Genomic DNA, 22,730 nt, shown 5'->3' with positions numbered 1-22,730 from the left:
TCCGCATCATGTTTGAAGTGCGACGGTCACACTAATGACGGGAACGATCAAGCTACGTACTCCTTCCCGGGTATTCAAAGCTCGAAGACCGCTGTTTTGATCGACGCGTCCGTGCTTCGGTAGCGCCAGCGGAAGGCCCGACGAAACGTGCCGCAGGGTGACCGTACCCCCGCCAGAGGTTCGTCAGGATCAATGGAGCGTAGCGTACGTTTGCCTCAGGCGGCAGGGCTCCATTGTCCGTCCCCCGAGTTGACACCCGGATGACGCGTGCCGAGCCACCACCTTCCGGCCGAGCTATTCGGGTCCTAAAACAGGATCAGCGTCGCCATAGCTTAGGAGTAAGACATCATTCTTTGTCCTCGCTCTCGCAGTCGAAGCGATTCTGACGCATGCTATTCAACCTTTCGAACACTGATCGCTCATTCTGGCCATAGAGCTTAATGCCAATGATGACTTCTCGCAGATGTGCTATATTGTAGCGTTTGGTTTGCTCGACCCAGCGGTCGAGCGTAGCATCGTCAAGCGATGGCTCCTTGGCTTTGAAGTAGGCGCGGCGGGTCTGGGCGGACGACATACCAACTTCCATGATGGTGTCAAAGCGAGAAGGGCGATCGACAAAGCGCCTGTCCAGACGGTCAGGGTGGTTGGTGGTCGCAACGTGCAGCACGTTCGCAGTTTGCGCGTTGCCATCGAGCAACGCAAGAAAGTGCTCAGCGCCCCATCTTTCCACGAGCTCGTCCAGATCCTCCATAACCATGACCACGGGCCGCTCGGGCTCAATGCGACGCAGCAGACCGACACACGCGCTAGCCAGTTGCGGGCGATCGATAAAGACAACTACGCCATTATGATCTCGGACAACGACCTGTGTCATTTGTCCGATTGCGCAGGTCTTGCCACTACCGGGAGGGCCCCACAGGAGCATGCCGCGCTTGTGCGTGAAGCCGTACTCGACGTACTTCTCGCGCAGAGCCCAGAACTTGTCGAACTCGACCAAAAGCCTCTCCGCGGCGGTGTCCGGCAAGTTCAAGAGCGTGTCAGTTACAGTCGGCACCTTTTCGAAAAAAACGGTGCAACTATTTTCGCGGCAGCGATAAGCACCTGCTGGCAATTCCAAGGAAGCGTCAGAGACTGGGAGGAAGGTCGTGCCGCTCCGCGCCCACAGCGCAGCATTAAGATGGAATTCGTGATCCATGTACTGGTCCACGCACTCGTCGACGCACTCGTCCACGCACTCGTCCTTGTTCTCGTTTACGGAGAAGGCCTCTTTCATGTACTTCCTCGATTGTTAGATGGAGTGTCAGAGTAAAGGGGTAGCAATAGTTGTGCCATCGCAAACGAGGTCCGTATAGCGACCGCGATCCTGACCGGCGGCAGTCACGTGGCTGGTGAAGGGAAGGCTTATGTATTCACCCGTTGCGACACCGATGTGTGGCTAATTCGACAGACTTGTCCGAAATCGACCAAGCAATGCCGCGGCGTTCTTGTTTTCAATGAAGTATCACTTCGGCATTCAGTGGCCTGGCCGTTGCGAGCAGTTGGGCGGTCTGGCCAGACTTATCCTCGTGATCGTGGGTCGACACATTCTTGCCTCGATTCCGTTCGGCGGGCCGAACTGTGTTTGGTCGCTCTTCGAGTACATGCCCATGATTAACGTTATGGCCAAATGCGCAGAGCCCCACACTGGGTGCTGCTGCAAGTCTAGTGTCCTGAACCAGAGCATTGGATCGGCAGAAGCGCTCGATTGAATTGGTCCATGGAAATGGTTTTGGATCGGCGTTGTGCCGTTCGATGAATGAAGCGATGTCGGCCCTGACGGCGGCAATGCTCCGATAGACGCTGCGCCTGATGTTCTTGTCGGTCAGGAGCTCGAAGAAGCGCTCCTGATTGAGCCATGACGAGCTGGTCGGGGTCAGGTGCACATGCCAACGCGGCCTTTTAACTAGCCATCGCCGGATCAGCGGGGTCGTGTGCGTGGCGTAGTTGTCCATGACGAGATGGACGTCGAGCCGGCGCGGGCTGGGTCTCGTCGAGGAGCTTGCAAAATTCGGCGGCGCGGTGAAGTCGGTAGCACTTGCCGATGACCCGTCCGGTCGCAATATCGAGGGCGCGACCAGCGAGGTGGTGCCATGCCTTTTGTAGTCATGGCTCCTTCGGGCCGGCTGGCCAGGTCGCATCGGCCACATCGGCTGGCTGCGATCCAGAGCCTGGATTTGGGATTTGTCGCTCACACACGGGACGATGGCGTGCTGCGGCGGCGAGACGTAAAGCCGACGACGTCGCGGACCTTGGCCAGTAGGTACGGGTCTGTCGAGAGCTTGAACGTCTCCATCCGATGCGGCTGGCCCGAAGGCCCGCCAGATGCGTTGAACCGTCGACACCAACAGACCGCTCGCCTTTGCCATGCTGCGGGAGCTCCAATGCGTGGCGGGGCAGTTCTCCAGCGTTCGCACGGTCACGACTTCGATTCGGACATCATCAACCGTGCGCGGAGCCCCGGAACGCGGCTCGTCGTGAAGCCCGGCCACGCGCTGCTCTACAAAAACGGTGGCGCGACTTGCCTACCGTCCCGCCGCTCCAGGCGCAGCTTGGCCGCCACTTTCTTGTTCTGTCCTCCCTCCGCGCAGGTCAACACAATCCGGGCTTTCAGAGCCAGCGCCTGCGCCGTGTTCCGCCGCTTCGTCAGTGACGTCAGTGCGGCACGCTCATCATCGCTCAATATCAGGGGCGCAAGTAGCTGGACCGACATCAAATCCTTCGTCGCTATTCCAGCACCCAGCTCTGGCACAACCAAGCGAATCCAATGCGATTTTACGATTGCGAACTTGTGAGTCAGGACAGTAGTCATCTGGAATGCAAGTTCGTCACCGCCGGCGAGCTCGCTCGACGGCTCACGGCTTTGTTATGGGGGCAAAGATGCTTTCGGTCTCGATCAATGGATCGTGGATACTGCGAGGAGCGAACTGGCCTCGCTTGCGCAAGAGATCGACCGCGACATTGCAGCTGTCGCGGAGCCATCACCCAACCCTAGAGCACTATCCCCATCGACGGGCTCTTATGGTCCCTGCTGTCCGGAACGGAATCTCCGCATCGATAAGTGTAGCCTCTGCCGAGATTAGGTTGCGGCGCGGTGAGTAGGCCTCGGTGTGCTGACGTCGAGGCTCGATGTGGACGGCGGTAACTAACACAAGTCCAAATAGCGGCCGATCGATCAAGTTGCACGGTCGTCGGCGGGCTCTCTTTGTCAGGTGCGGCAGTTGCCGCGCCGTTGATGGCCGCAAATCAGCCGGCCTGGATGTTTAATTCTCTCTTCCTCAGAACAAGGAACCGGCACCCGGCGGCACGCCGCACCCGGGTCATCAGGGTCCCAGGGAGTCTCCCGGGCGGGGGGCTCCTGCGCGCCTTCCGGTGGGCCCTCTTGCGTGCGGGCTGAAGCAGTGCCTACCAACAAAAGCAGTGCGGCCGTAGTCAAAAGCGCGCGTTTCATCCGGTTTCCACTAGAACAGATACGAGAACTCCACAGCCAAGTATGCCATCCCAGGTGCTAAGGAGTAGCCGGCGTTGGTTCACCAGAGGTCTCGACTTCATTCCAGGATCGTACAATGTGACGCTAGGTGCGATTCAAGCCTTTTCATAACGGAGGCACAAAGTATCAACCTCACATCGCTTAGGTCAGCGCTCCCGACGGCATCGAGCGGGAGGGCGTGATTGCTGCCGGCCCCAACGTAGTGCCCGTCCTGGCGATCGGCCTGGCTTGTCGAAGCTCGGCGAACGCGTGACATAGACGCCGCAGGAGATTCCAGCTCAGCTACCATCTCCACCATTGTGCGGCGGCTGGTCTTGGCCATGAACAAGGCCCAGTCGATGACGGCGTCCACAGGTTTGCTGATCGCTTCGGTTTGTGCACTCTTACCGAGCTTGTCCGAGATCGCCCAGGATACCGGAATAGCGCCAGCACGGCGATCAGCAAAGCATGCTCTGCGTGCTCCATGCGTCCATGTGCGGTCATGAGTTCTTCGTAACTCGACAGTCACTCGCAACAGGCATGGATAGTGTTGCCGGAGCATGTCGGCGCCGGAGATGCACCTGGATGCAGACCTCGATCCGGCACTGGAGATGAATGCCGACGTATACCTGCATGACTGACAGCGAGATGGCCAAGACATTCCTCGACAGAGCGACGCCCCGGAGTGCCTAGACGCCACGTGTTCCATGCGTTCTCTTTTACAATTGCTTGCCGCCTGGAACGTCGTTATCAGGTTCGAATAAACTCACGGACATATTGGTCATCGCGGAGCCTGATTCTCCCGATATCGACGGCATGTTCGCCTCCTCTTCCGAGCTCCGCTAATGGGCCTCCTGCCCCCGCCAGCAAGCGAAGCTGGTAAGGGGCGGCAAAGACAAGGAGCACACCATGTCTCAGACACCCAATACCGCGATCGCCGTGATCGGCATCGATATCGGCAAGAACTCGTTCAACGTCGTCGGCCACGATGCGCGCGGCGCCATCGTTCTGCGTCAAAAGTGACCGCGTGGGCAAGTGGAGGCGCGGCTCGCAAATCTGCCGCGTTGCCTGATCGGTATGGAAGCCTGCGTCGGCGCACATCACCTGAGCCGCAAACTCGCATCGCTTGGTCACGATGCGAGGTTGATGCCGGCCAAATATGTCCGCCCCTATAGCAGGGGACAGGAGAACGACTTCAATGACGCCGAAGCGATTGCCGAAGCCGTGCAGCGCCCGACGATGAAGTTCGTGGCGACCAAGACCGCGGAGCAACTGGATCTGCAGGCGCTGCACCGGGTGCGCGAGCGGCTGGTATCGCAACGCACCGGCATCATCAACCAGATTCGCGCCTTCATGTTGGAGCGCGGGATCGCCGTGCGCCAAGGTATCGGCTTCTTGCGCACCGAACTGCCCACCATCCTTGCGACGCGCGCCGATGCCCTGTCGCCACGCATGTTGCGTGTCATCGAGGAGCTGGCAGGCGACTGGCACCGGCTGGATCAGCGCATCGATGGCCTCTCCGGCGAGATTGAAGCATTGGCCCGTCAAGATCAGGCATGCTCGCGCCTAATGACGGTGCCTGGCATCGGGCCGATCATTTCGAGCGCCATGGTGGCCGCGATCGGCACCGGAGACGTATTCTCCAAAGGCCGCGACTTCGGCGCTTGGCTTGCCCAAGCAGATCTCGACGGGAGACCGCACGATCCTCGGCAAAATCTCGAGGCGCGGCAATCGCTACCTGCGCGTTCTGTTCGTGCAGGCGGCGTGCGTTGTGCTGGTCAGGATAAAGAACTGGGAAAGTTATGGGCTCAAGTCCTGGATCGAAGCCGCCAAAAGGCGGTTGCACCACAACGTGCTCGCGATCGCGCTCGCCAACAAGCTTGCCCGCATCGCCTGGGCGGTGCTGGCCAAAGGACGCGCCTTCGAGCTGACGAGGACTGACGATGCAGGCGTCCGACCCGCTTGATCCTCGCGCCGTGCTGGGCGCGGTCAAGGCGCAGCCTGGCAACGCCGGAGCCAGCCGCAAGCCAAGCGCGACGGCTGGCCTTGACCGCCCCTGCGCGCGACGCGATCGACGTTCTGCGGGCCGGGACGAAGGAACGGCCCTTGGCTCGAACAAAGGAACTGAGCAAAATGAGGAGCAAGCGATGACGTAAGCCCCTATCAATAATTTCCAGCCGAGGTCTGCGAGAGGATGAGACGAGATGGAGGTTCGGTCTTCCCGGCGCATGCGAACACTGGTGACCCGAATGGTCCAATCGAGGCCTGTCCGCTAACGAGAACGCACGCGCGCTGATATCCATGGTGGCCGGAGCAAATGCTCCAATCAAAGGCCGGATACATTGATGCAAGACCGCTCACCGCCAGCTCGGCGAAACCACTTGCAACGCACGGCCGGACCATACATCGGGGTCATTTATATTGCTCCTTGCTATAGATCCGCTTCACCAGTAGCCGACAGTTTCGTCTCGCCGGTCGGTCACAAATCCGGGCAGTCGTACTGGCGATAACAACAGTGGCGTCCGTAACAACCGTGCCTATAACCGTGGCAGGGATATGCGCGGAACGGGTACGACCGCGGGCCGGTATGGTACGGACTGCAGCCATAACTGACCGGAGGGTATCCATAAGGCGGCTCCGCATATACGCAATAAGGGCCATAACAGCCGCCGCTCGTACTTGCGCCACGGAAGAGTTCGGCTCTTGCAAGACTGGAGATCCTCCGTTCGCAGTTGCAGTGAGAGACAGGGGACATCGTGGTCGTGCCTCCAGGAAAGGCCTGCACGACTCCGACACTCCTCGGCATCGGCGCTGCCGTCGCCAGCTCCAACTGGACAACCATCAGGACTCCCACCACCGTACAGCTCAATAGGGACTTCCAGCTGCTCATCGTTCGACTCCTTATCACGGTCGTTTCGACAGTCGGCTCCAAGATGTCGTCAAAAAGCTCCCGCCTGGCGGCCTGCGCAGCCAGTGCTGCTGATCCAAATATTGGCTGCCGCCAATCAAGTGCCACAGCCACATGATCGCTACGCTACTTTCCTACCCCAATGCCAAGACGTATAGCGCTTGCTTGGCGAACGAAAGCAGCACTCCACCGGCTGCGAGAGCGGCCACGCAGAGTGCCAAGATCACCGCGCGCTCCATGCTTTACCGTTTTAGGCGGTCGTGAGCGCCCGAAGGTGGGATCGGTCGAACAGTATCTTGGATAATGGACGTATTGGTCAGCGCGTAGCCTGATCTTATTGATATCGACCGCATCTCGAGCACGCCTTCTCCGCCATTTACAATTCCCCTCCAGGGCCAAATAAACCTCCCCGGAGTAGCTCCGGGCAAGCCTCTCAAGGAGAGGATCAGCAAGTCCGATGCCATCGGCGGGAGCATGACAGTTCTGACACGTATAAATGAGTTAGGGGATTCTGAGCACCATTGCGAGAGCGTCGCGACGCCATGTTAGTGCGACAACTGTCCCGAGTCTGACAGACGGGGACGTCAGTTGCGTTCTGGTGTTGATCCCATAATCAGACGTAGCACAGCTGCCCTCACTCTACAGCAGGCCTGCCGCTTCAGCTGGAGCATCGCGTTCCTCGCACCGTCGCCGCCATCGGTCAAAACGAGCAAACTGTGGCGCCTGAGCCGCTCGTGCAAGTCGCGTCCCGGTATAGGCAGCGTTCTTTGCTGCCAGTTCAGCGACAACCGGCGGCCACACTCGCTCGCGGACATCGAGTCAATCGCGCCGACGGGCGCCTAGTGTCGCGCGACGATCAGGATGGAAGGCAGCGTCAATCAAGGTGAGAGAGTTTCGCTGGGCTCGTGACGGAGGGAGGGCGTAGCCCGACCGGAGTTACGAGCCCAGCGTCGGCGCGATCCCGAGGAGGACCGCGCCGACTGGTGATCGCGGCCGGCGGGGTTATGCAAGTGGTTCTTCCGCCAAGAGGAATCACTCGCTTGCCCGGCCGACACATCACAGATCACCAGATGAGATGGGATGGTTGCCGCCCTCCCCAGACGGCATCGTAATGTGCCAAGAACGCAGTGTTTGAACCCCGAAGCGAAGAGGACGGCAAATTGATGGATACGGTGATCGGAGTGGATCTAGCCAAGAATGTGTTTCAGCTCCACGGGGCGTCAATGGCGGGACACTTGAAATTTCGAAAGAAACTGTCGCGGCTTCAGTTTCGGAAGTTCATGGCGGGCCACCCATCGGCAGTGGTGGTGATGGAAGCCTGTGGCAGCGCCCACTATTGGGCACGGGAGATGGTCAAGCTCGGCCATGAAGTGAAACTGATCGCTCCGCAATATGTGAAGCCTTTTGTGAAACGCCAAAAGAACGACGCGGCTGATGCCGAAGCAATCGTGATCGCGGCACAGCGCCCCGAGATGCGCTTCGTCGAGCCGAAATCGGAAGAACAGCAGGCCAGGGCAGTGCTCTTTCGGGCTCGGAAGCGCCTTGTTCATCAGCGCACCGATCTGGTGAATGCGCTGCGTTCTGTTCTCTACGAATTCGGCCATATCATCCCGCAAGGAATCGAACAACTTAAACGCATTGACGCAATCCTCGAAGATCCGAACAGCGATCTACCAGAACTGGTCCGCGAGGAATGTCGGAGTCTCATTGATCAGATCGCCTACAAGACGGAGCGGATCGATGCCAAGGCAGAGCAGCTCAAGAAGTTGGCGACGCGGACGGTCACGGCGCAGCGGCTGCAGACAATGCCGGGGGTCGGCCCGCTGACCGCACTCGCGATCGAGGCTTTCGCGCCCGACATGGCGGCCTTTCGACGTGGCCGAGACTTCGCGGCTTGGCTCGGCTTGGTCCCACGGCAACATTCCTCAGGGGGAAAGGAAAGGCTCGGACGCGTTTCGAAGGAAGGACAGGCGGACATTCGCCAGTTGCTCATCGTTGGGGCGATGTCGCGGCTGAACTGGCTCGGGCGCAAGTCGATCCCTAGCGGATCCTGGCTGGCGCAGATGCTGGCGAGGAAGCCGCGCATGCTTGTGGCGATCGCCTTGGCGAACAAGATGGCTCGGACGATTTGGGCCATGCTCACCCGGAAGGAGGATTATCGGAACCCAGCGCAGGCAGTGACGGCATGACTGCATGCAGCACGAAATAGCCTGACGTTGGCGAAGGGGGTGTGAGAAGGCGACGACCCGAATGGGCGCAACGATCGAACAGATCTGGATCAGGAAACCAGCTAGAGCCAAAGAGCCGACGTGCTCGGAGATGAGAATTGGACCTGGTCCGCGGATCACCATACCGGCCAGCGGCTTCTGAAAATGCCGTAAAGGAAGGCCTGACAGAAGACCGCACTCGATCACACGCCAAAGGGTCAGAAACTTCTTGCATTGCGGGCGGCAACCACAGAAGGCTCTACATGAAGTACCGTCAGACCGATAGCCCGCCAGTGGCGGCGGCCAAGGCGTCATTCAGTGCGTCGACCGCCTATCGGATCGAGAGAGATCCCCGATTTCCATCGCAAAGGAAGGCGCCCCGCGGCCGGCAACGACCGGACCCGTTGAGCGAGGTGTTCGAGACCGAGATCGTCCCGATCCTGAAGGCGGCACCTGGCTTACGCCCGGTGGCGGTGTTCGAGGAGATGCTACGGCGTCATCCGGATCTCGGCATCGGTATCCGTCGTACCCTGGAACGTCGGATCCGTGCATGGCGGGCGGTCCACGGCGAGGAGCAGGAGGTGATCTTCCGCCAAACCCACGAGCCTGGCCAACTCGGCCTCTCCGACTTCACAGACATGGACGAGTTGGGTGTTACGATCGCGGGTGCTCCGTTGGATCATCGTCTCTATCACTTCCGTTTGGCCTATTGCGGGTTCGAGCACGCCCACGTCGTGCTTGGCGGCGAGAGCTTCGTCGCCCTGGCGGAAGGCCTGCAGAATGCCCTCTGGTCGCTCGGTGGGGCGCCGCGGGAGCATCGGACCGACAGTCTGTCGGCCGCATTCTGCAATCTCAATCGTGATGCACGGGACGATCTGACGCAGCGATACGAGGCCCTTTGTGCCCATTACGGCATGCGGCCTTCCCGCAACAATCGAGGCGTTGCTCACGAGAATGGTTCGATCGAAGGGCCCCACGGTCATCTCAAGCGAGCAATCGCGGATGCCTTGCTGCTGCGCGGAACTATCGACTTCGACGATCTTGCCACCTATCGCGGCTTCATCGACGAGATCGTCAGCCGCCGCAATGCCCGCAACGCCAAGCGGATCGATAGCGAGCGCGTGGTGTTGCAGGAGCTGCCCGATCGGCGCACCTCCGACTACGAAGAGGTGATCGTCCGCGTGACCTCGTCCGGCGGCTTCACCCTGCGCAAGGTGTTCTACACGGTGCCATCGCGCCTGATCGGTCACCGACTGCGGGTGCGCCTTTACGACGATCGTCTCGACGTGTTCGTCGGGGGCACCCATCTCGTCACCTTGCCGCGTGGGCGGCCGCATCCCAATGGCAAGTACGACCAGGTCGTCGATTATCGGCACGTGATCCATTCCCTGCGGCGCAAGCCGATGGCACTTCTCAATCTGGTCTACCGAGATCAGCTGTTCCCGCGGGATGCCTATCGGAAGACCTTCGATCGCTTGCGCGAACGCTTGCCGGACAAAAAAGCCAGCCGGATCATGGTCGATCTCCTCGCGCTCGCTCATGAACGCGGCTGCGAGGCCGAACTCGCCGATCAGCTCACCGCCGATCTCGAGGCCGGCCAACTGCCCGACCTCAACCGGCTACGTGCTTACTTCGCCCCCGATCCCGCCAACCTGCCGAACGTCGTGGTGCAGCTCGTGCCGCTTGCGACCTACGAATGCCTCATCGGTGCCGCCGAGACCGGAGGTGCCGCATGAGCGTAACGAACACGGTTGATGCCGCGCGCCTCAATCTGCTGCTCAATGAGCTCCGTCTGCCTGCCATCAAGGTGCTGTGGGCGCAATTTGCCGAACAGTCCGACAAGGAAGGCTGGCCGGCCGGCCGCTTCCTCGCGACCATCGCCGAGCACGAGATTGCCGAACGCGGCCGCCGTCGGACCGAACGACACCTTGTCGAAGCACGTTTGCCCACCGGAAAGACCTTCGACAGCTTCGACTTCGAAGCCGTGCCGATGATCTCAAAGGCGCAGGTGATGGCGCTCGCCGCCGGTGACAGCTGGCTGGGCAAGGGCGCCAATTTGCTGTTGTTCGGCCCGCCCGGCGGCGGAAAGAGCCACTTGGCGGCAGCGATCGGCCTGGCCCTCATCGAGAACGGATGGCGCGTCCTCTTCACCCGGACCACCGATCTCGTGCAGAAGCTCCAGCTAGCGCGACGCGAGCTTAACCTCGAGGCGGCCATCAATCGTCTCGATCGCTTCGATCTCCTGATTCTTGATGATCTCGCTTACGTCACCAAGGATCAGGCCGAGACCAGCGTGCTGTTCGAGCTCATCAGTGCACGCTACGAGCGCCGCTCGATGCTGATCACCGCCAATCAGCCATTCGGCGAATGGAACAGGGTCTTCCCGGACCCCGCCATGACCCTGGCCGCTATCGATCGCCTCGTTCATCACGCCACCATCGTCGAGATGAACGTCGAGAGCTATCGCAGACGGACCGCCCTCGAACGAAAACGCGGTCCCGGACGGCCGCCATCGCACGCGACACCCAAAACCGTCGCTGATTGACGCTGCGCGACAATCAGAGTTCAACAAAACTCTTGCGCGCGACAATCATCGCGGCAATCATCATCAGGCCGCGACACGCCTCGCCATCCTGATTGCCGCGCACTTCCTACCCAGATTGCCGCGCTACAGCCTAGATCAAGCCCCCATAGTTACACGCTCACAAGACGTGGCTTCGTTCGATCCAGCGTCAAATAGGTCCCGTGCTGGACTTGCGGCGAGATCTGCGAGCGAGCGTCGACAATGCCGGCTCATACGAGGAGTCCCCACCGCGCCCTGCCTCCCGCCCTGGCACCGATACGCTCGACCAGCGCTCTTCACACGCGGCCGGGCCGAGTTCTTACTTGAAGAGCGTCGCCCACAGGCAGCCGACCATCTCGCGTGCAATGGCGGTGGTGACGATCACCCCGGCTTTGCTGGCCGCCGACAAGGGGTGATAGAGGATGCACAGCTTGACCTGGGCTCTTTGCCCGCTTGTTGATTGGTCGGCGCGATTAGGATGATCCCTAAGTTGCGAACTTCCTCGCCGCGCACTCCTTGGGCCATCGCAACCGAAATCGTTGCCTTGTGTACATCCAGCCCTACGAAAATGCTATGGTTCATCAGGCCCGCTCCCCATGCTTGGGGTTCGGCGCCGGACCATCCGGCGCAACCCTCGATAGGAGCTTGCCGCGGGGCCGCCCGTCACCTCACAGGGCGGACAAAGGGTCTAGGGGATGCTGAGGTCCTCTGCAAAGGTTCGGCCTGCCGCACTGGTCCTGAGCTCGTAGCAAATTCGTATGCCTTCGGCTAAGTCGCTTCTTCCGGCTTTTGCGACCGCGCTGGCGTGTACGAATACGTCCGGACCTCCGTCATCCGGTCTGATGAAGCCATATCCCTTTCTTGCGTTGAACCATTTCACGATACCTGTTGCCATGTGTCGAACTCCGGCGTCTTCAAAAGCTAACAAAAAGTACGCACTCAGCCAGCGAAGCTCATGCCGCACGCAAGGGCGCTGTAGAACAATGTAAGATTGCGAAAGAAGGTAAAAAGCCGTCGGTATGCCATACAATTGCGTATCTCACTTGATGCGCTCGCTTGTGCTCCATGAAAAGTGCGATCGCGGCGCGACAAGATTGCGGACTTTGGTGCACTGTCAGCTTGCCGTTGCTCAACGCAAGGCGTCATTATCGCATGTCCGAGCGACGCAGGTTGGAAGAAGAGTGAAAGGTGGTGGTGACCGTCATTCGCCGTCAGGCGCACCGCTCGGCGCAAAGCGGTCGAGCAAGTGCGCCGGTCGGTTTGGATGAGATCTACGGCGGTGAAAGCGGACACGGCGCTAGTGGGGGCAGCTGTGGCCGCTCGCATGGAATCCAAGCGAGAGCTCATGTCGCTACTTCGGATATAAGATGCACCGCCGCTTGCGATTGCAGCGCCTCGGCGCCAAAGTGTTGGCAGAAGTATCCTGACAAAAGTCATCGAGCACCTGTTCTCGCGAGAGACCAATGCATCTATTCTCATTGGCCGTTAAGCAAGTAGCGTGCCGCGCCTTATGACAACGGGACCAACTGCCGACTAGGTTGCTCTGCCGTTTTGGTTCTGGTGATGTAGGAGTGTGGGAGAGACTATGCTCCTGCTCGCAGCATTGCCTCGGCCGCAGAACATTTGGGCCGTTGCCCAGAAGCTTGAGAGTGACGCTCAATCTCCTGAGATAGGTCCTGGCGCTATGAGGGAGAGGCTCTTGCCGCATGTAGGCGGTCCATGACGGTATGCGCGGCAGCAGTTGCAGCGCCCATGCTGCCATCGTTGGACATCTAACATGGGCAGCTGGCGCAAAACTAACAATAATCGTACTGCCTGGTGTTAGATCAAGCGCACCGTTGCTGAAACCCGGCGGACGCGCGCTTGGCCCGACAAGTGGCGCGGACGATCTCGGGGACCGCGAGCAGGCCTGGAGCACTTCGGGATCAGGTGCGCGTGCAGGATCGATTGCACCTCGTTCTTGAGCCGCGCGATGCCGCACGACCTGGTAGCGCCGCGCCGCTAGCCGACGCTTGCGTTCCGTCTCTGCGTCAGGCGTCCGGATCTGCGGCAGGTGCCGCGGGCGCCTGCAGACACGCGAGTGTGCCGGCATCGATCTTGTCGGTCTCGACTTGAGCCTGGGCGATCGCCTTCACCTGATGCGAATTGGCGACAATCACGCGTGCCACGAACGACGCCAGAACCGGCGACACCGCCACTCTGTTCGCGGTCGCTTCGACCACCACCGCATCACTGGCCAGCAGGGTCTTGCCAAAACCGTCCAACGCAGTCCGCGTCTATATCAATACGGCCCGCATGTCGGAGGCTGCCATCCTCCCAAACCACCACCTCTCCGAGGTTCGGACGTCGATGTCAATCACCCGTCGCACTTGCACCTCCTGCCAAATCAGACCACATGACGGGAGCTACGGGCGACACGACAACTACGGATGCGCGCTCTCAGCGCAACCGGGCTGGTCGCAGAGGCGGCCAGCTACTAACCCGAGCTCGTGGCTGATCGTATGCATCGGCCTGCCCGCACCTTGGTGCTCCCGGTGCCTCTCTCCCGATGGTTGCACCATACGCCACTATCTTGAATATCGCAGCGGGACATCGGCACCGAGAAACTCAAATACCGGTTACCAATCCGATCGAGCGCCTCAACGGCAAGATCAAGCGGCGATCCGAGGTCGTCGGCATCTTCCCTAACGGAGACGCAATCGCCGACCTAATCGATGCGACCCTGTCGAGCAGAACGACGAATGTGCGGTCCAGGCGCCCGCTACATGACGCCGGAAAGCATCGCGCCATTAAGCGATGAATTCATCGTCGGTCTGCCCGACGTGGCAGGCTGATGCCTTCCGACCCGCCTGCCGGAAAATCGCAGGTAACCTACCGTCAGCTACACCATGCCCCGGCAGGGTGCTGGCAGCGGAGCTTGCGTCAATTGGATCGAACGTCTCTTCGTTTCTCAGCATTTGAGGCGCGGTATCTACCCGTCGAGGAGCGGCCTAGGCATCAACACGGCGATCTTGTGAGACGAAGTGTTCAAGCGTCCCACAGGATGCTCGCCGATGGCATCTTATGGTTCATCAGTGCAGGGTTGACCAAGCAATTTAGCGGCAGAGCTCCAATCGATGCTTCGGATGCCCTGCTTAAACCAGTCAACCCATTTCTTGCTTATGAAAATCGCGTAGCAGCCTGAGAGAGGATCACGCTCACGCGGGGCCATCGGGGCTGCGAAAGGATGCAGCCGTTGCCCCTGAGCCTAGCAGAACGGCCGTCGGGGCGACTTAACGCCCCAATTGGCCGTCTTCAATCTAAGGGCTTTAGGCGGTTGGGGGCAATCCCCGGCGCCTAGCAAGCTTGATGGTCCTGCCTGACAGCTCAACTATGCGTTTCTCCGCCGCTGTGAACGAAATCCTTCAATAGGATCAAGCCGCCTCCGTACGGTCTGGGGAATTGAGCGGAGTCGTTGAGGAAACATAGCCGAGAGCAGCTTGCTTCTGGCGCCGTCGCTCCACGGACGGAGGGATGCCCATTTTGCCACGGTATTTTGCGACCGTCCGGCGCGCTATATCGATCCCAGAGGAACGCAATAGCTCGACGATTGCGTCATCTGAGAGCACTGATGCTTGGGCCTCGGAGTCGATGAGCCTCTTAATGCGGTGGCGAACAGCCTCTGCCGAGTGAGCCGTCTCGCCGACGGCTGAAGCAATGGATGGTTTGAAGAAGTATTTGAGCTCGAACCGTCCACGATTGGAGGCCATGTACTTGTTGTTCGTTACGCGTGAAACGGTGGACTCATGCACCCCCGCGGCGTCGGCCACTGCTTTCAGATTGAGGGGTCGTAGATGCTCTACGCCGTAGGAGAAAAAGTCATGTTGCTGACGCACAATTTCGCTCGCAACTTTCAAGATTGTGTTCGCACGTCTCTCAAGTGAACTTACCAGCCAGCGTGCATCAGACCACTTATTGGCCAGGTAGGCCTTGTCATTACGGTTGCGCATTTTGCCCTTGAAATCGCGATAATAAACCTGATTCAGCGAAATGCTGGGAAACGCTTCACTGTTCAGCTCGACTACCCAATTGTGGTGATGACCCCGGCGAACAAAGACATCTGGGATCAAAAGTTCCAGGCGCACCGAACCAAACTTATGTCCCGGCTTCGAGTCGAGTGACCGAAGTTCCGCAATCATATCGGCGATGTCCTCATCGCTCTCTCCGCAAACGCTGCGCAGGGCAGGAACCCCCTCAGGTACAAGAGCGAGGTTCTCAACCAGTGCCTGCATCGCTGGGTCATAGCGGTTGCGCTCGCGCAGCTGGATCGCGAAACATTCTTTCAAAGAACGAGCGAAGACGCCAGGAGGGTCAAACGTCTGCAATGTTGCCAGAACGAGATCAACATCTGTTTGCGAGGCCCCCAGCCGTTTGGCGGCATTTCCTAGGTCTTGCGGCAAGTATCCGGCGTCATCGACGAGGTCGATTAGATAGCGTCCCATGAGTCGCTTTGTGGGCGACGTCAGCGCGAGTCCGAGCTGCTCGGTCAAATGATCGCGGAGGGTGATCTCTTTCGGTACGCACGCCTCTAGATTATAGTCTTCCTGACAAGATCGGCTGCGGGACGCCTCTGTGCCGACGTCCAGCCGATCTTGGTCCGAATTCTGAGGAATGTCCTCATCAAATGGCTCGGAATGAAGATCGTCAAGCTCCGGGCTGGGCGCCGCGTCGAGCTCGGGGCGAGTGCCAGGGTCTACGCTCAAGCCGTCTTGTTGGCTATTGTCGAACGCGTCGCTGTCAAGATCACTAGCGTCGTCCGGACCGCTGGCTTCGCTGAAGAGGTCGGTCGTTGTTCCGGCATCCTCTTGCGTCAGCATGTCTATGTCGCGCTCCAGCAATGGATTGCACTCGAGCTCCTCCTCCACGAAATCAGCCAGATCGAGATTAGACAATTTCAGCAGCTTTATCGCCTTCGCCAGGCGCGGCGATAGTACGGCTGATTGCGATTGCCGAACATTCTGCTGATATCCCAGGCTCATTGTAAGGTCTCTCCCCGGCTGATGTACGGCGTCTGTATGCGAGTTACCAATTGATGTTCGGCACGCAGACGGTTGTGGATATGGAAGCGCAAGGCGATCTCCCGCCCTACAGGCGCAGAGTCCCCTCTCGCTCTATCTTCATAGAATGTTTGATGGCCGCCTGTGGGGAGGCCAAGGATGCGGCCTGCTGTTGATAGTCTGGTTCTGGTGAACCGAGACGAGGGCGCCACGACAATGAACTGTCCAGTTGGCAAATAGAATCTGCGTTCTGATTGCCAGAGGCCATAGTTTTTGCCGGGTTTCGCATCGAAGTTGTCGCGGCGACCTACGCCGCAGGCGTGTGTCATCGTCCGGCCTTTCCACACAATACGTTCTTGGCCTGACACGATTGGCGCGCCTCGATTGTTAACAGGCGCAGGACCGGACTGCTTACCGGCGGTGGTCGCTCCAGCTGAAAAAAAGCGAGGGCTTTGTGTCCCGGCGGGGCCCGGGCTGAGGTAGAGCGCATATAATCGCTTGGTGCTGTCCCCGCCGAGGGTGGCATAGGGTCCGGAGCGCTTTTTGCAACGCTCCGCTTGCCGCTGCGGTCGCAGCACCATCTTGGGAACGCGTTCCCAGAGGCGAGCTCTTCCGTGCAAGGCCGTATTTGGCCAAATTCTGGCTCGGCGCAGTGGGTCGCCCGTTCGAGTGAACCGGGCGAAACACGTCGCTCCATCGCAGGTCTGGGGCGGCAAGTGCCGGAGACCGGGCAGCAACAACGCGGCGTGCCGGACATCATTCAACGGACTGAGCAAGAGGCCTCCCGAGATCTGTTCAGTGGAAGCATCAGCAAGAGGTGTGCCAAGCCAGTACGCCGGATGCCGCTCATGTCCCTTGTTGATGATCTCAGGTAGTGATGCAGTACGACGGAGCTCGCTGCGGTGTGTGAACTAGCGGCCCGATCGACCTTTGTGGCAACCGCAACAATCAAGATGGGCGACATCGAACAACGCGGGATGGAGGTCTCAGGCAACTAGCGCGCCATTGTTTAGGTGCATCGTCCTGTGCTGCCGCAACACGCCCAAGCCGCCAGCGAGATGCCGGGCGGCGCTAATCGTGAGCTATCTCGTGGTACAGCTATTGCTGCGACGATGACAAGCCTAGCGCGAGGAGCAGCTCTCAAGAAGCAGCCGGATGTCGAGCGCGCGAAGCGGCTCGTCGTCTGATCTAATGCGGCGCCGGGTGAGTTAAAGCAAGTGATCTCGCACGTTGGGCCACGGCGCATGTCAATCAAAGTAATGAAGTTTGGGGGATCGAGCTTTCGTGATGCGGAGGCGTACCGCGCTGTCTCCAGACATATAGTAGATAGGCTTGCAAATGACGCGCGGCAAGTCGTGGTCGTCGTTAGCGCGATGCACGGCCAGACGGACGTACTGAAGTCTCTAGCGCTCTCTGTGAATGAAATCTGCAGCACCGTTGCCTTGGACACCGTCCTGACAGCGGGAGAAATGATTTCCGCTGGACTTCTTGAGGCAGCATTGCAAAGACACTCGGTGCCGACATCATCGCTCTTTGGCTATTCGATTGGAATCAAGACATCCTTGGTTCTAGGTAGGACGGTCATCGAGGAGGTCGACAACAAACCGCTGCTAAAGGCGCTCGATTATGGCCGCGTGGTAATCCTTGCCGGAGCGCAGGGTCTGGATGAAGGTGGACGGGTCTCAATGCTCGGCCGCAATAGCTCGGATTTGACTGCGGTAATAGCCGCCGATATGGTGGGAAGTGGCGTTTGCGAAGTCTACTCGGATGTCTGTGGCATCTACTCCGCCGATCCGAGGATTGTGAGGCAAGCAAGGCTGCTCCCGACAGTCTCCTATGCCAACGCAAGTCGGATAGCACGCTGCGGGGCGAAAGTGCTTCACCATGGCGCAATCGACTATGCTGCCGGCCGGAGAATAGCCATCTCCTGCAAATCGTTACTGCCGAATGAGATGGCCGGTACTTTGGTGACTGACGCAGGAGGCGGGGTTTGCGTGGTCATCAACCCGTCAGCAACACGGGTTGCATTTCAAAGCGTCTTCGAAAAACGTAATGCTGAAGACGTTTTACGAAGGCTTGGTATCATGTGGATCGATCTCGAGCAGGATGAAAGCCCCGAGGGGTATTTGACGCATGACGCGGAGGCCGCGCTTACCGCTCTGCATCGGGAAGGCATCCACCCCGTGAGGAGTGCGCAGAAGATTGTTGTTTTAGCGCTCACCGGGTCCAAGCCAAAGACATACGAATTGCGAGATCTTGAGGCCGCTTCTTACTGTGCTCAGAGGGTCCATGCAGAGCTCCGCACTAGTGGGGTGGAAGCACCTCACTAGCCATCACCTCCTGATTGGCGATATACCGCGCTGCAGGTCGGGAGAGCCGGCTACTCACCGCGGAAATGAGTCGTCAGCGGCAACTTCACCTCCCTTGTAGAAGTCTTGAGATGGCTTGTCACGATGACCATCGCCGAGCGGACCGATCCTTCGATAAGTGCATTCCGCTACTGGGCAGTTGAGTTACGCAACGCCAGAACGCACGATCTGCCAGGTGCCTGCCAGGCAAGTGATGCGCAACCAATTACCGCGCGCCCAACATGCAAACGGCCTTCGTTAGCCTACTGGTTCTGTAGCCGGGCTCACCGTGAGTGCGGGCGGTTAGCGTATCCGTATCCGAGTCCAGGTTGACCTGGGCCGCAGTGTGATGCGGGTAGGCGACCTGCCCGACGACTAGGCCCGTCCCCAGGGAGCTAGTCGACTGAAGCTGGAACATGTTCAGGGAGAAACAAGAGTTAGACGGTCGTGGTACTCGAAGTGTAGCACCAGCGAGATGCGGAACAGGTGCTAGCCTGCCGCGGTGATCAAGCGTCTGGCGTGAGGCCTCGCCGAGGCAGCGAGGCCCGATGCAGATGTCATGTCAGAGCGGGGCTGCTTCCGCTAAGCTATCTTCAAAGATGTCCAAACCCTTAGTCAGCGTCTCCGGGTCGATCGTTAGCGGAGGAAAGAATTTGATGACCTCGTCCGCCGGGCCGCATCGTTCAATGATGAGGCCCCTATCGTACGCCTTGCGTGCTGCAGTCTCAGCGAGGTGAGTATTTCGGCAATCAAAGCCGAGCGCCATTCCGCGGCCGCGGACAGTGAAGTGGTCTCCATGCGCGCGCGCAATAGCATTAAGCCGGTGACGCATCAGCGTTCCCAGTCGATAAATGCTTTGCGAAAAGATCTCAGTGCGCCAGTAGATATTCAAAGCTGCAGTTGCAGAGACAAGCGCTAGGTTATTTCCTCGAAAGGTGCCCGTGTGCTCTCCCGGTTCCCATATATCAATTGCCTCTTTGATCAACAACATGGATAACGGCAGACCATATCCACTTAAGGACTTCGACAATATTACGACATCTGGTGACAACTCGGCGAACTCAAAGCTGAAGAAATCGCCAGTACGGCCGCAACCCATCTGAATATCGTCGACGATAAATATGGCTCCAATCTCTGCCGCTAGGGCTTGTACGGATCGTAGCCATTCCTTTTGAGCGACGTTGATGCCGCCCTCCCCCTGTACTGTTTCAAGGAGAATGGCGGCTGGCGCATCGATGCCGCTGCTAGAGTCCAGCAATATGTTCCGCAGGTGCTCCGCCGTATCAATCTCATCTCCAAGATAACCATCATAGGGCATTATCGTGACGCCGGACAGGGGGACTCCACTGGCTTCGCGAAGAAAGCGACTGCTGGTCGCAGCCGCGGCGCCGAGACTGAGGCCATGATAACCACGTGTGAATGAAATGATGTTGTGGCGCCCGGTTACTTTACGCGCCAGCTTCAATGCCGCCTCAACGCCATTGGCACCTGTAGGTCCAGTAAATTGAAATCGATAATCCAAGCCCCGCTCACGAAGAATAACTGAGTTGAAAGTCTCCATAAAGTCGACCTTGGCCGGAGTGGCCATATCGAGGCCGTGAACGACAGCATCAGATCCCAGATATTCTGTAATAGCTGCCTTTAGCTGATGATTGTTGTGGCCGTAATTGAGCGCTCCAGCCCCGGAAAAGAAGTCGATGAACCGTTCGCCCGTCTCGCTTAGCAGAAAGGGCCCGCGCGCATGACTAAAGCACGCTGGGAAGAGACGCGAGTACAGGCGAACGTTGGATTCCAACGTTTCTAACGTTCGAAGAGTACGTGAGGGGTCGGCAGAGTTATTCATGATCGCACCTTCACTTTGTCCATGAATATGGCTGGTGCACGTGACATACTCCACCATGCGGAATATTAAACCTCTCAGCGTTGGTAGTCCCTCGTCGAGCGAGGGAGAATCGTCGAGCCGGTGCGACGCTGTTGCGGTTTGGTCAGGAGGCCATTCACTAAGCGCGGCTTGAATACGGCTGGCATGCGCACTGTTGCCGATGCCGGACGGCTCGCCGTGGCAATATCAAGCTTCCAACATCGAGCTTGAGGCGGCGATATAGGGACTCGTCGGAGGCCAGACCGTGATCGCCGGGCGAAGCGAGCCTAATTATACGCAGCCCTCATGGATCAAGAGAGCTGATAACACCTATTGAAAGGCCGACGGCGATACAGGACGATGACCCTGGACAAAGAGCCCCGGCAGGCGCCGGGGCCCTCGATCATTGATTGAGAAACTGAGATCCTTATTTGCTCGCGAGTGGCCAGCCAAACTTGTAGTTGAGGCGGGCGGTGACGAGATCAAAGTCCTGACGAATGCGGTCGTTTCCTAGTCCTGTTGCGAAGCTAACGTCACTAGCCGGCATGAACACGTGGTCGTACTCGATGCCAGCTGACCAGTTCGGTGTTAGGCTAATCTCAAGACCGGCACCGGCCGTACCTCCCCAACGTGTGGTATCCGCGTCGCCCAGAAAGCCAGCCGAATTAGTGATCCGATAAGTGCTCCCTACCACAGCCGCGCCCGCTTTGGCGTAGAGCAGTACGTTGCCGGCCGAATAGCCAATCTGGCCGGTCAGCAAGCCGAAACCGTCGATGTTTGTGTGATTGGTGGTGCCCGGGTTGGCAATGCTAACGTTTGAGCCGCTGAGATCGGCCCAGTTGCCCAGCCCTTCGAGTCCGAGCACGGTATTGCCGAATTGCCAACGATATCCAATCTGGCCCCCTACTGTGCCGCCGGTTGCGTCGTGAGAGCCCTCGGGGATAGAGCCGAGAAAATCCCAGGAGTTATGGCTCGAGCCCCAGCCGCCATTGACGCCGGCATAGAAGCCGCTCCAGTCGTAGAGCGCGATGACAGCCGGGCTGGGCGTCGGCGTATTCGGAAATGCGGGACGCGCGGCGAGATCTGCGGCAGACGCGGACGTCGCAGCGGCCATCGCAAGAATGCTCGCGCAAACGAGTGACTGCTTTTTCATTTCGGTTGTTACTCTCTTTAATGGCCCCCAGTGTGGCCGTTGTATCAGCGCTTACGCGAATTGCTGTACCTGAAGTGCAACAGAGCTCGACGATAGCAGAGCCGAACCTGACGTAGTGTCAGGTTGTGAAGAGATAGTGCGAGCATGGCGCGCAGGCGTCGGAATTCGAGGCGAACGAAGGCGCCTGCGGCGCTCGATGTTGCGTGTTGGCTCGTGTAGCAAATGATAGCTGACAGTGCGTGCCGGCTGCGGCCCGGATGTATACGCCGTTATAGGCTTTTGTTGAATGCGGAACGAGAGCGCGTAAGCGCTTAGCGAGAGCGGATAGCTGTGCGAAGAAGCGTCCGGCTTGGATCGAGGTTTAGATGGGATTAGACGGCAAAAAGGATGTCCATTTGGACGTCTCATCGGCGAGGTCGGTGAGCCGGCTGGAGGTTCTTGGAGGACCTTCGGGGCGCCGCGTGCGTTCGGAGGCTGAGAGCCGCCTCGCACGGCGGCAACACGCCTCGCTCCCGAAACTGCCGTCGCCAATCGTAGATCTGCTAGCGCGTCGCTCCGTGCTTGCGCGCCCCTCGGCCACCGCGACACGGGATAACAGACTCTCGGCGACTTATCCGAGTCGCATCCGACATTCGCGCCGCTGATCGTGGGAGATGCGTCGGAGGAGTGTCAAGTTCCGCGATCAAGCTTGAGACGCCGCAATCGACGATGTCGTGTTGCAGACGGATACGGCGACAGATGGCGAGCAGCTGTCCGGGGTGATCCGCAAGGTGCGAGCGTCACGATGATCGCGGCCGCTGCTGATAAGAGTTACATTGCAACCGGCCGATCGACTTCCACTGTCGCCACGATGGGCTTACGGCGAAGTGCAGGAGATACTTCGTCTTGATCCATTCAGCGGAGGCGCCTTCGCGTTCCGATCGAAACGAGCGGACCGGATCAAGACTTTTGTCTGGGATCGAACGGGCCTGGTGTTGGTGCACAAGCGTCTTGAAGGTTGCAAGTTCGTTTGGCCAACGATCGCAGACGGCGTGATGCGGATATCACCGGCGATGTTCGCGGCACTGTTCGAGGGGCTGGATTGGAGGTTGGTCCGCCCGGAAGAAGCACGGCGCCCCCAGGCGGCGGGATAACTGCGGCAGAATGACT

At 59.0% G+C, this 22,730-nt stretch carries 12 protein-coding genes and 3 pseudogenes; 7 read left to right on the top strand and 8 right to left on the bottom strand.

Annotation, left to right across the window (positions count from 1 at the left end; translation table 11 throughout):
• Window positions 1-346 precede the first annotated feature (346 nt).
• The 3 genes from X265_RS36885 to X265_RS36875 form a co-directional block, all read right to left on the bottom strand.
• The gene (locus tag X265_RS36885; protein WP_128955128.1) at window positions 347-1,273 is read right to left on the bottom strand and encodes an AAA family ATPase; all 927 of its coding nucleotides are present in this window, start codon (window positions 1,271-1,273) and stop codon (window positions 347-349) included.
• 217 nt (window positions 1,274-1,490) lie between these two features.
• Window positions 1,491-2,177: a transposase gene (locus X265_RS36880; RefSeq protein ID WP_237867167.1), complete on the bottom strand. Its 687-nt coding sequence runs from the start codon at window positions 2,175-2,177 to the stop codon at window positions 1,491-1,493.
• A 359-nt stretch (window positions 2,178-2,536) separates the two neighbouring features.
• Window positions 2,537-2,749: a hypothetical protein gene (locus tag X265_RS36875; RefSeq protein ID WP_188637460.1), complete on the bottom strand. Its 213-nt coding sequence runs from the start codon at window positions 2,747-2,749 to the stop codon at window positions 2,537-2,539.
• A 1,665-nt stretch (window positions 2,750-4,414) separates the two neighbouring features.
• On the opposite strand from X265_RS36875, the pseudogene X265_RS36865 reads away from it, so the two are divergent.
• From X265_RS36865 to istB, 4 genes and pseudogenes are all read left to right on the top strand, one after another.
• Window positions 4,415-5,471 (top strand): annotated as a pseudogene (locus tag X265_RS36865) (IS110 family RNA-guided transposase).
• A 2,105-nt stretch (window positions 5,472-7,576) separates the two neighbouring features.
• The gene (locus tag X265_RS36860; RefSeq protein ID WP_164934317.1) at window positions 7,577-8,602 is read left to right on the top strand and encodes an IS110 family RNA-guided transposase; all 1,026 of its coding nucleotides are present in this window, start codon (window positions 7,577-7,579) and stop codon (window positions 8,600-8,602) included.
• Between the two features lie 281 nt (window positions 8,603-8,883).
• Window positions 8,884-10,356, top strand: a complete 1,473-nt coding sequence (gene istA / locus X265_RS36855) for an IS21 family transposase (protein ID WP_128955127.1) — start codon at window positions 8,884-8,886, stop codon at window positions 10,354-10,356.
• Complete coding sequence (gene istB / locus X265_RS36850) at window positions 10,353-11,165, top strand: IS21-like element helper ATPase IstB (RefSeq protein ID WP_206736872.1); 813 nt, start codon at window positions 10,353-10,355, stop codon at window positions 11,163-11,165. Before istA ends, istB begins: the two co-directional genes overlap by 4 nt.
• A gap of 706 nt (window positions 11,166-11,871) precedes the next feature.
• Here the strand turns inward: istB and X265_RS36835 are convergent.
• Together X265_RS36835 and X265_RS36830 are read right to left on the bottom strand one after the other, a co-directional pair.
• Window positions 11,872-12,078 carry a cold-shock protein gene (locus tag X265_RS36835; protein WP_128929882.1) on the bottom strand — a complete coding sequence of 69 codons (207 nt, stop codon included), beginning with the start codon at window positions 12,076-12,078 and terminating at the stop codon, window positions 11,872-11,874.
• Between the two features lie 1,019 nt (window positions 12,079-13,097).
• Window positions 13,098-13,552 (bottom strand): annotated as a pseudogene (locus X265_RS36830) (IS110 family transposase); the annotation flags it as partial.
• Window positions 13,553-13,755: 203 nt separating this feature from the next.
• On the opposite strand from X265_RS36830, the pseudogene X265_RS36825 reads away from it, so the two are divergent.
• Window positions 13,756-14,017 (top strand): annotated as a pseudogene (locus X265_RS36825) (transposase); the annotation flags it as partial.
• Between the two features lie 579 nt (window positions 14,018-14,596).
• Here the strand turns inward: X265_RS36825 and rpoN are convergent.
• Window positions 14,597-16,201 carry an RNA polymerase factor sigma-54 gene (gene rpoN, locus X265_RS36820; protein ID WP_128969531.1) on the bottom strand — a complete coding sequence of 535 codons (1,605 nt, stop codon included), beginning with the start codon at window positions 16,199-16,201 and terminating at the stop codon, window positions 14,597-14,599.
• Between the two features lie 1,262 nt (window positions 16,202-17,463).
• On the opposite strand from rpoN, the gene X265_RS36815 reads away from it, so the two are divergent.
• Complete coding sequence (locus X265_RS36815) at window positions 17,464-18,549, top strand: amino acid kinase family protein (protein ID WP_128955125.1); 1,086 nt, start codon at window positions 17,464-17,466, stop codon at window positions 18,547-18,549.
• Window positions 18,550-19,129: 580 nt separating this feature from the next.
• On the opposite strand, the gene ectB is transcribed toward X265_RS36815, so the two are convergent.
• Both ectB and X265_RS36805 read right to left on the bottom strand, forming a co-directional pair.
• Entirely contained in the window at window positions 19,130-20,410 is a 1,281-nt protein-coding gene (ectB, locus tag X265_RS36810) for a diaminobutyrate--2-oxoglutarate transaminase (RefSeq protein WP_128929879.1), read from the bottom strand.
• A gap of 445 nt (window positions 20,411-20,855) precedes the next feature.
• On the bottom strand, window positions 20,856-21,581 hold the full coding sequence (locus X265_RS36805) for an outer membrane protein (RefSeq protein WP_128955124.1): 726 nt from the start codon (window positions 21,579-21,581) through the stop codon (window positions 20,856-20,858).
• An 866-nt stretch (window positions 21,582-22,447) separates the two neighbouring features.
• Here X265_RS36805 and tnpB point away from each other — a divergent pair.
• On the top strand, window positions 22,448-22,714 hold the full coding sequence (gene tnpB, locus X265_RS42420; protein ID WP_367401008.1) for an IS66 family insertion sequence element accessory protein TnpB: 267 nt from the start codon (window positions 22,448-22,450) through the stop codon (window positions 22,712-22,714).
• Window positions 22,715-22,730: the final 16 nt, after the last annotated feature.

The sequence above is a fragment of the Bradyrhizobium guangdongense genome (genome assembly GCF_004114975.1).
GTDB lineage: Bacteria > Pseudomonadota > Alphaproteobacteria > Rhizobiales > Xanthobacteraceae > Bradyrhizobium > Bradyrhizobium guangdongense.
The sequence above is the reverse complement of the archived record's forward strand: the minus strand, read 5'-3'. Positions and strand labels throughout refer to the sequence as shown.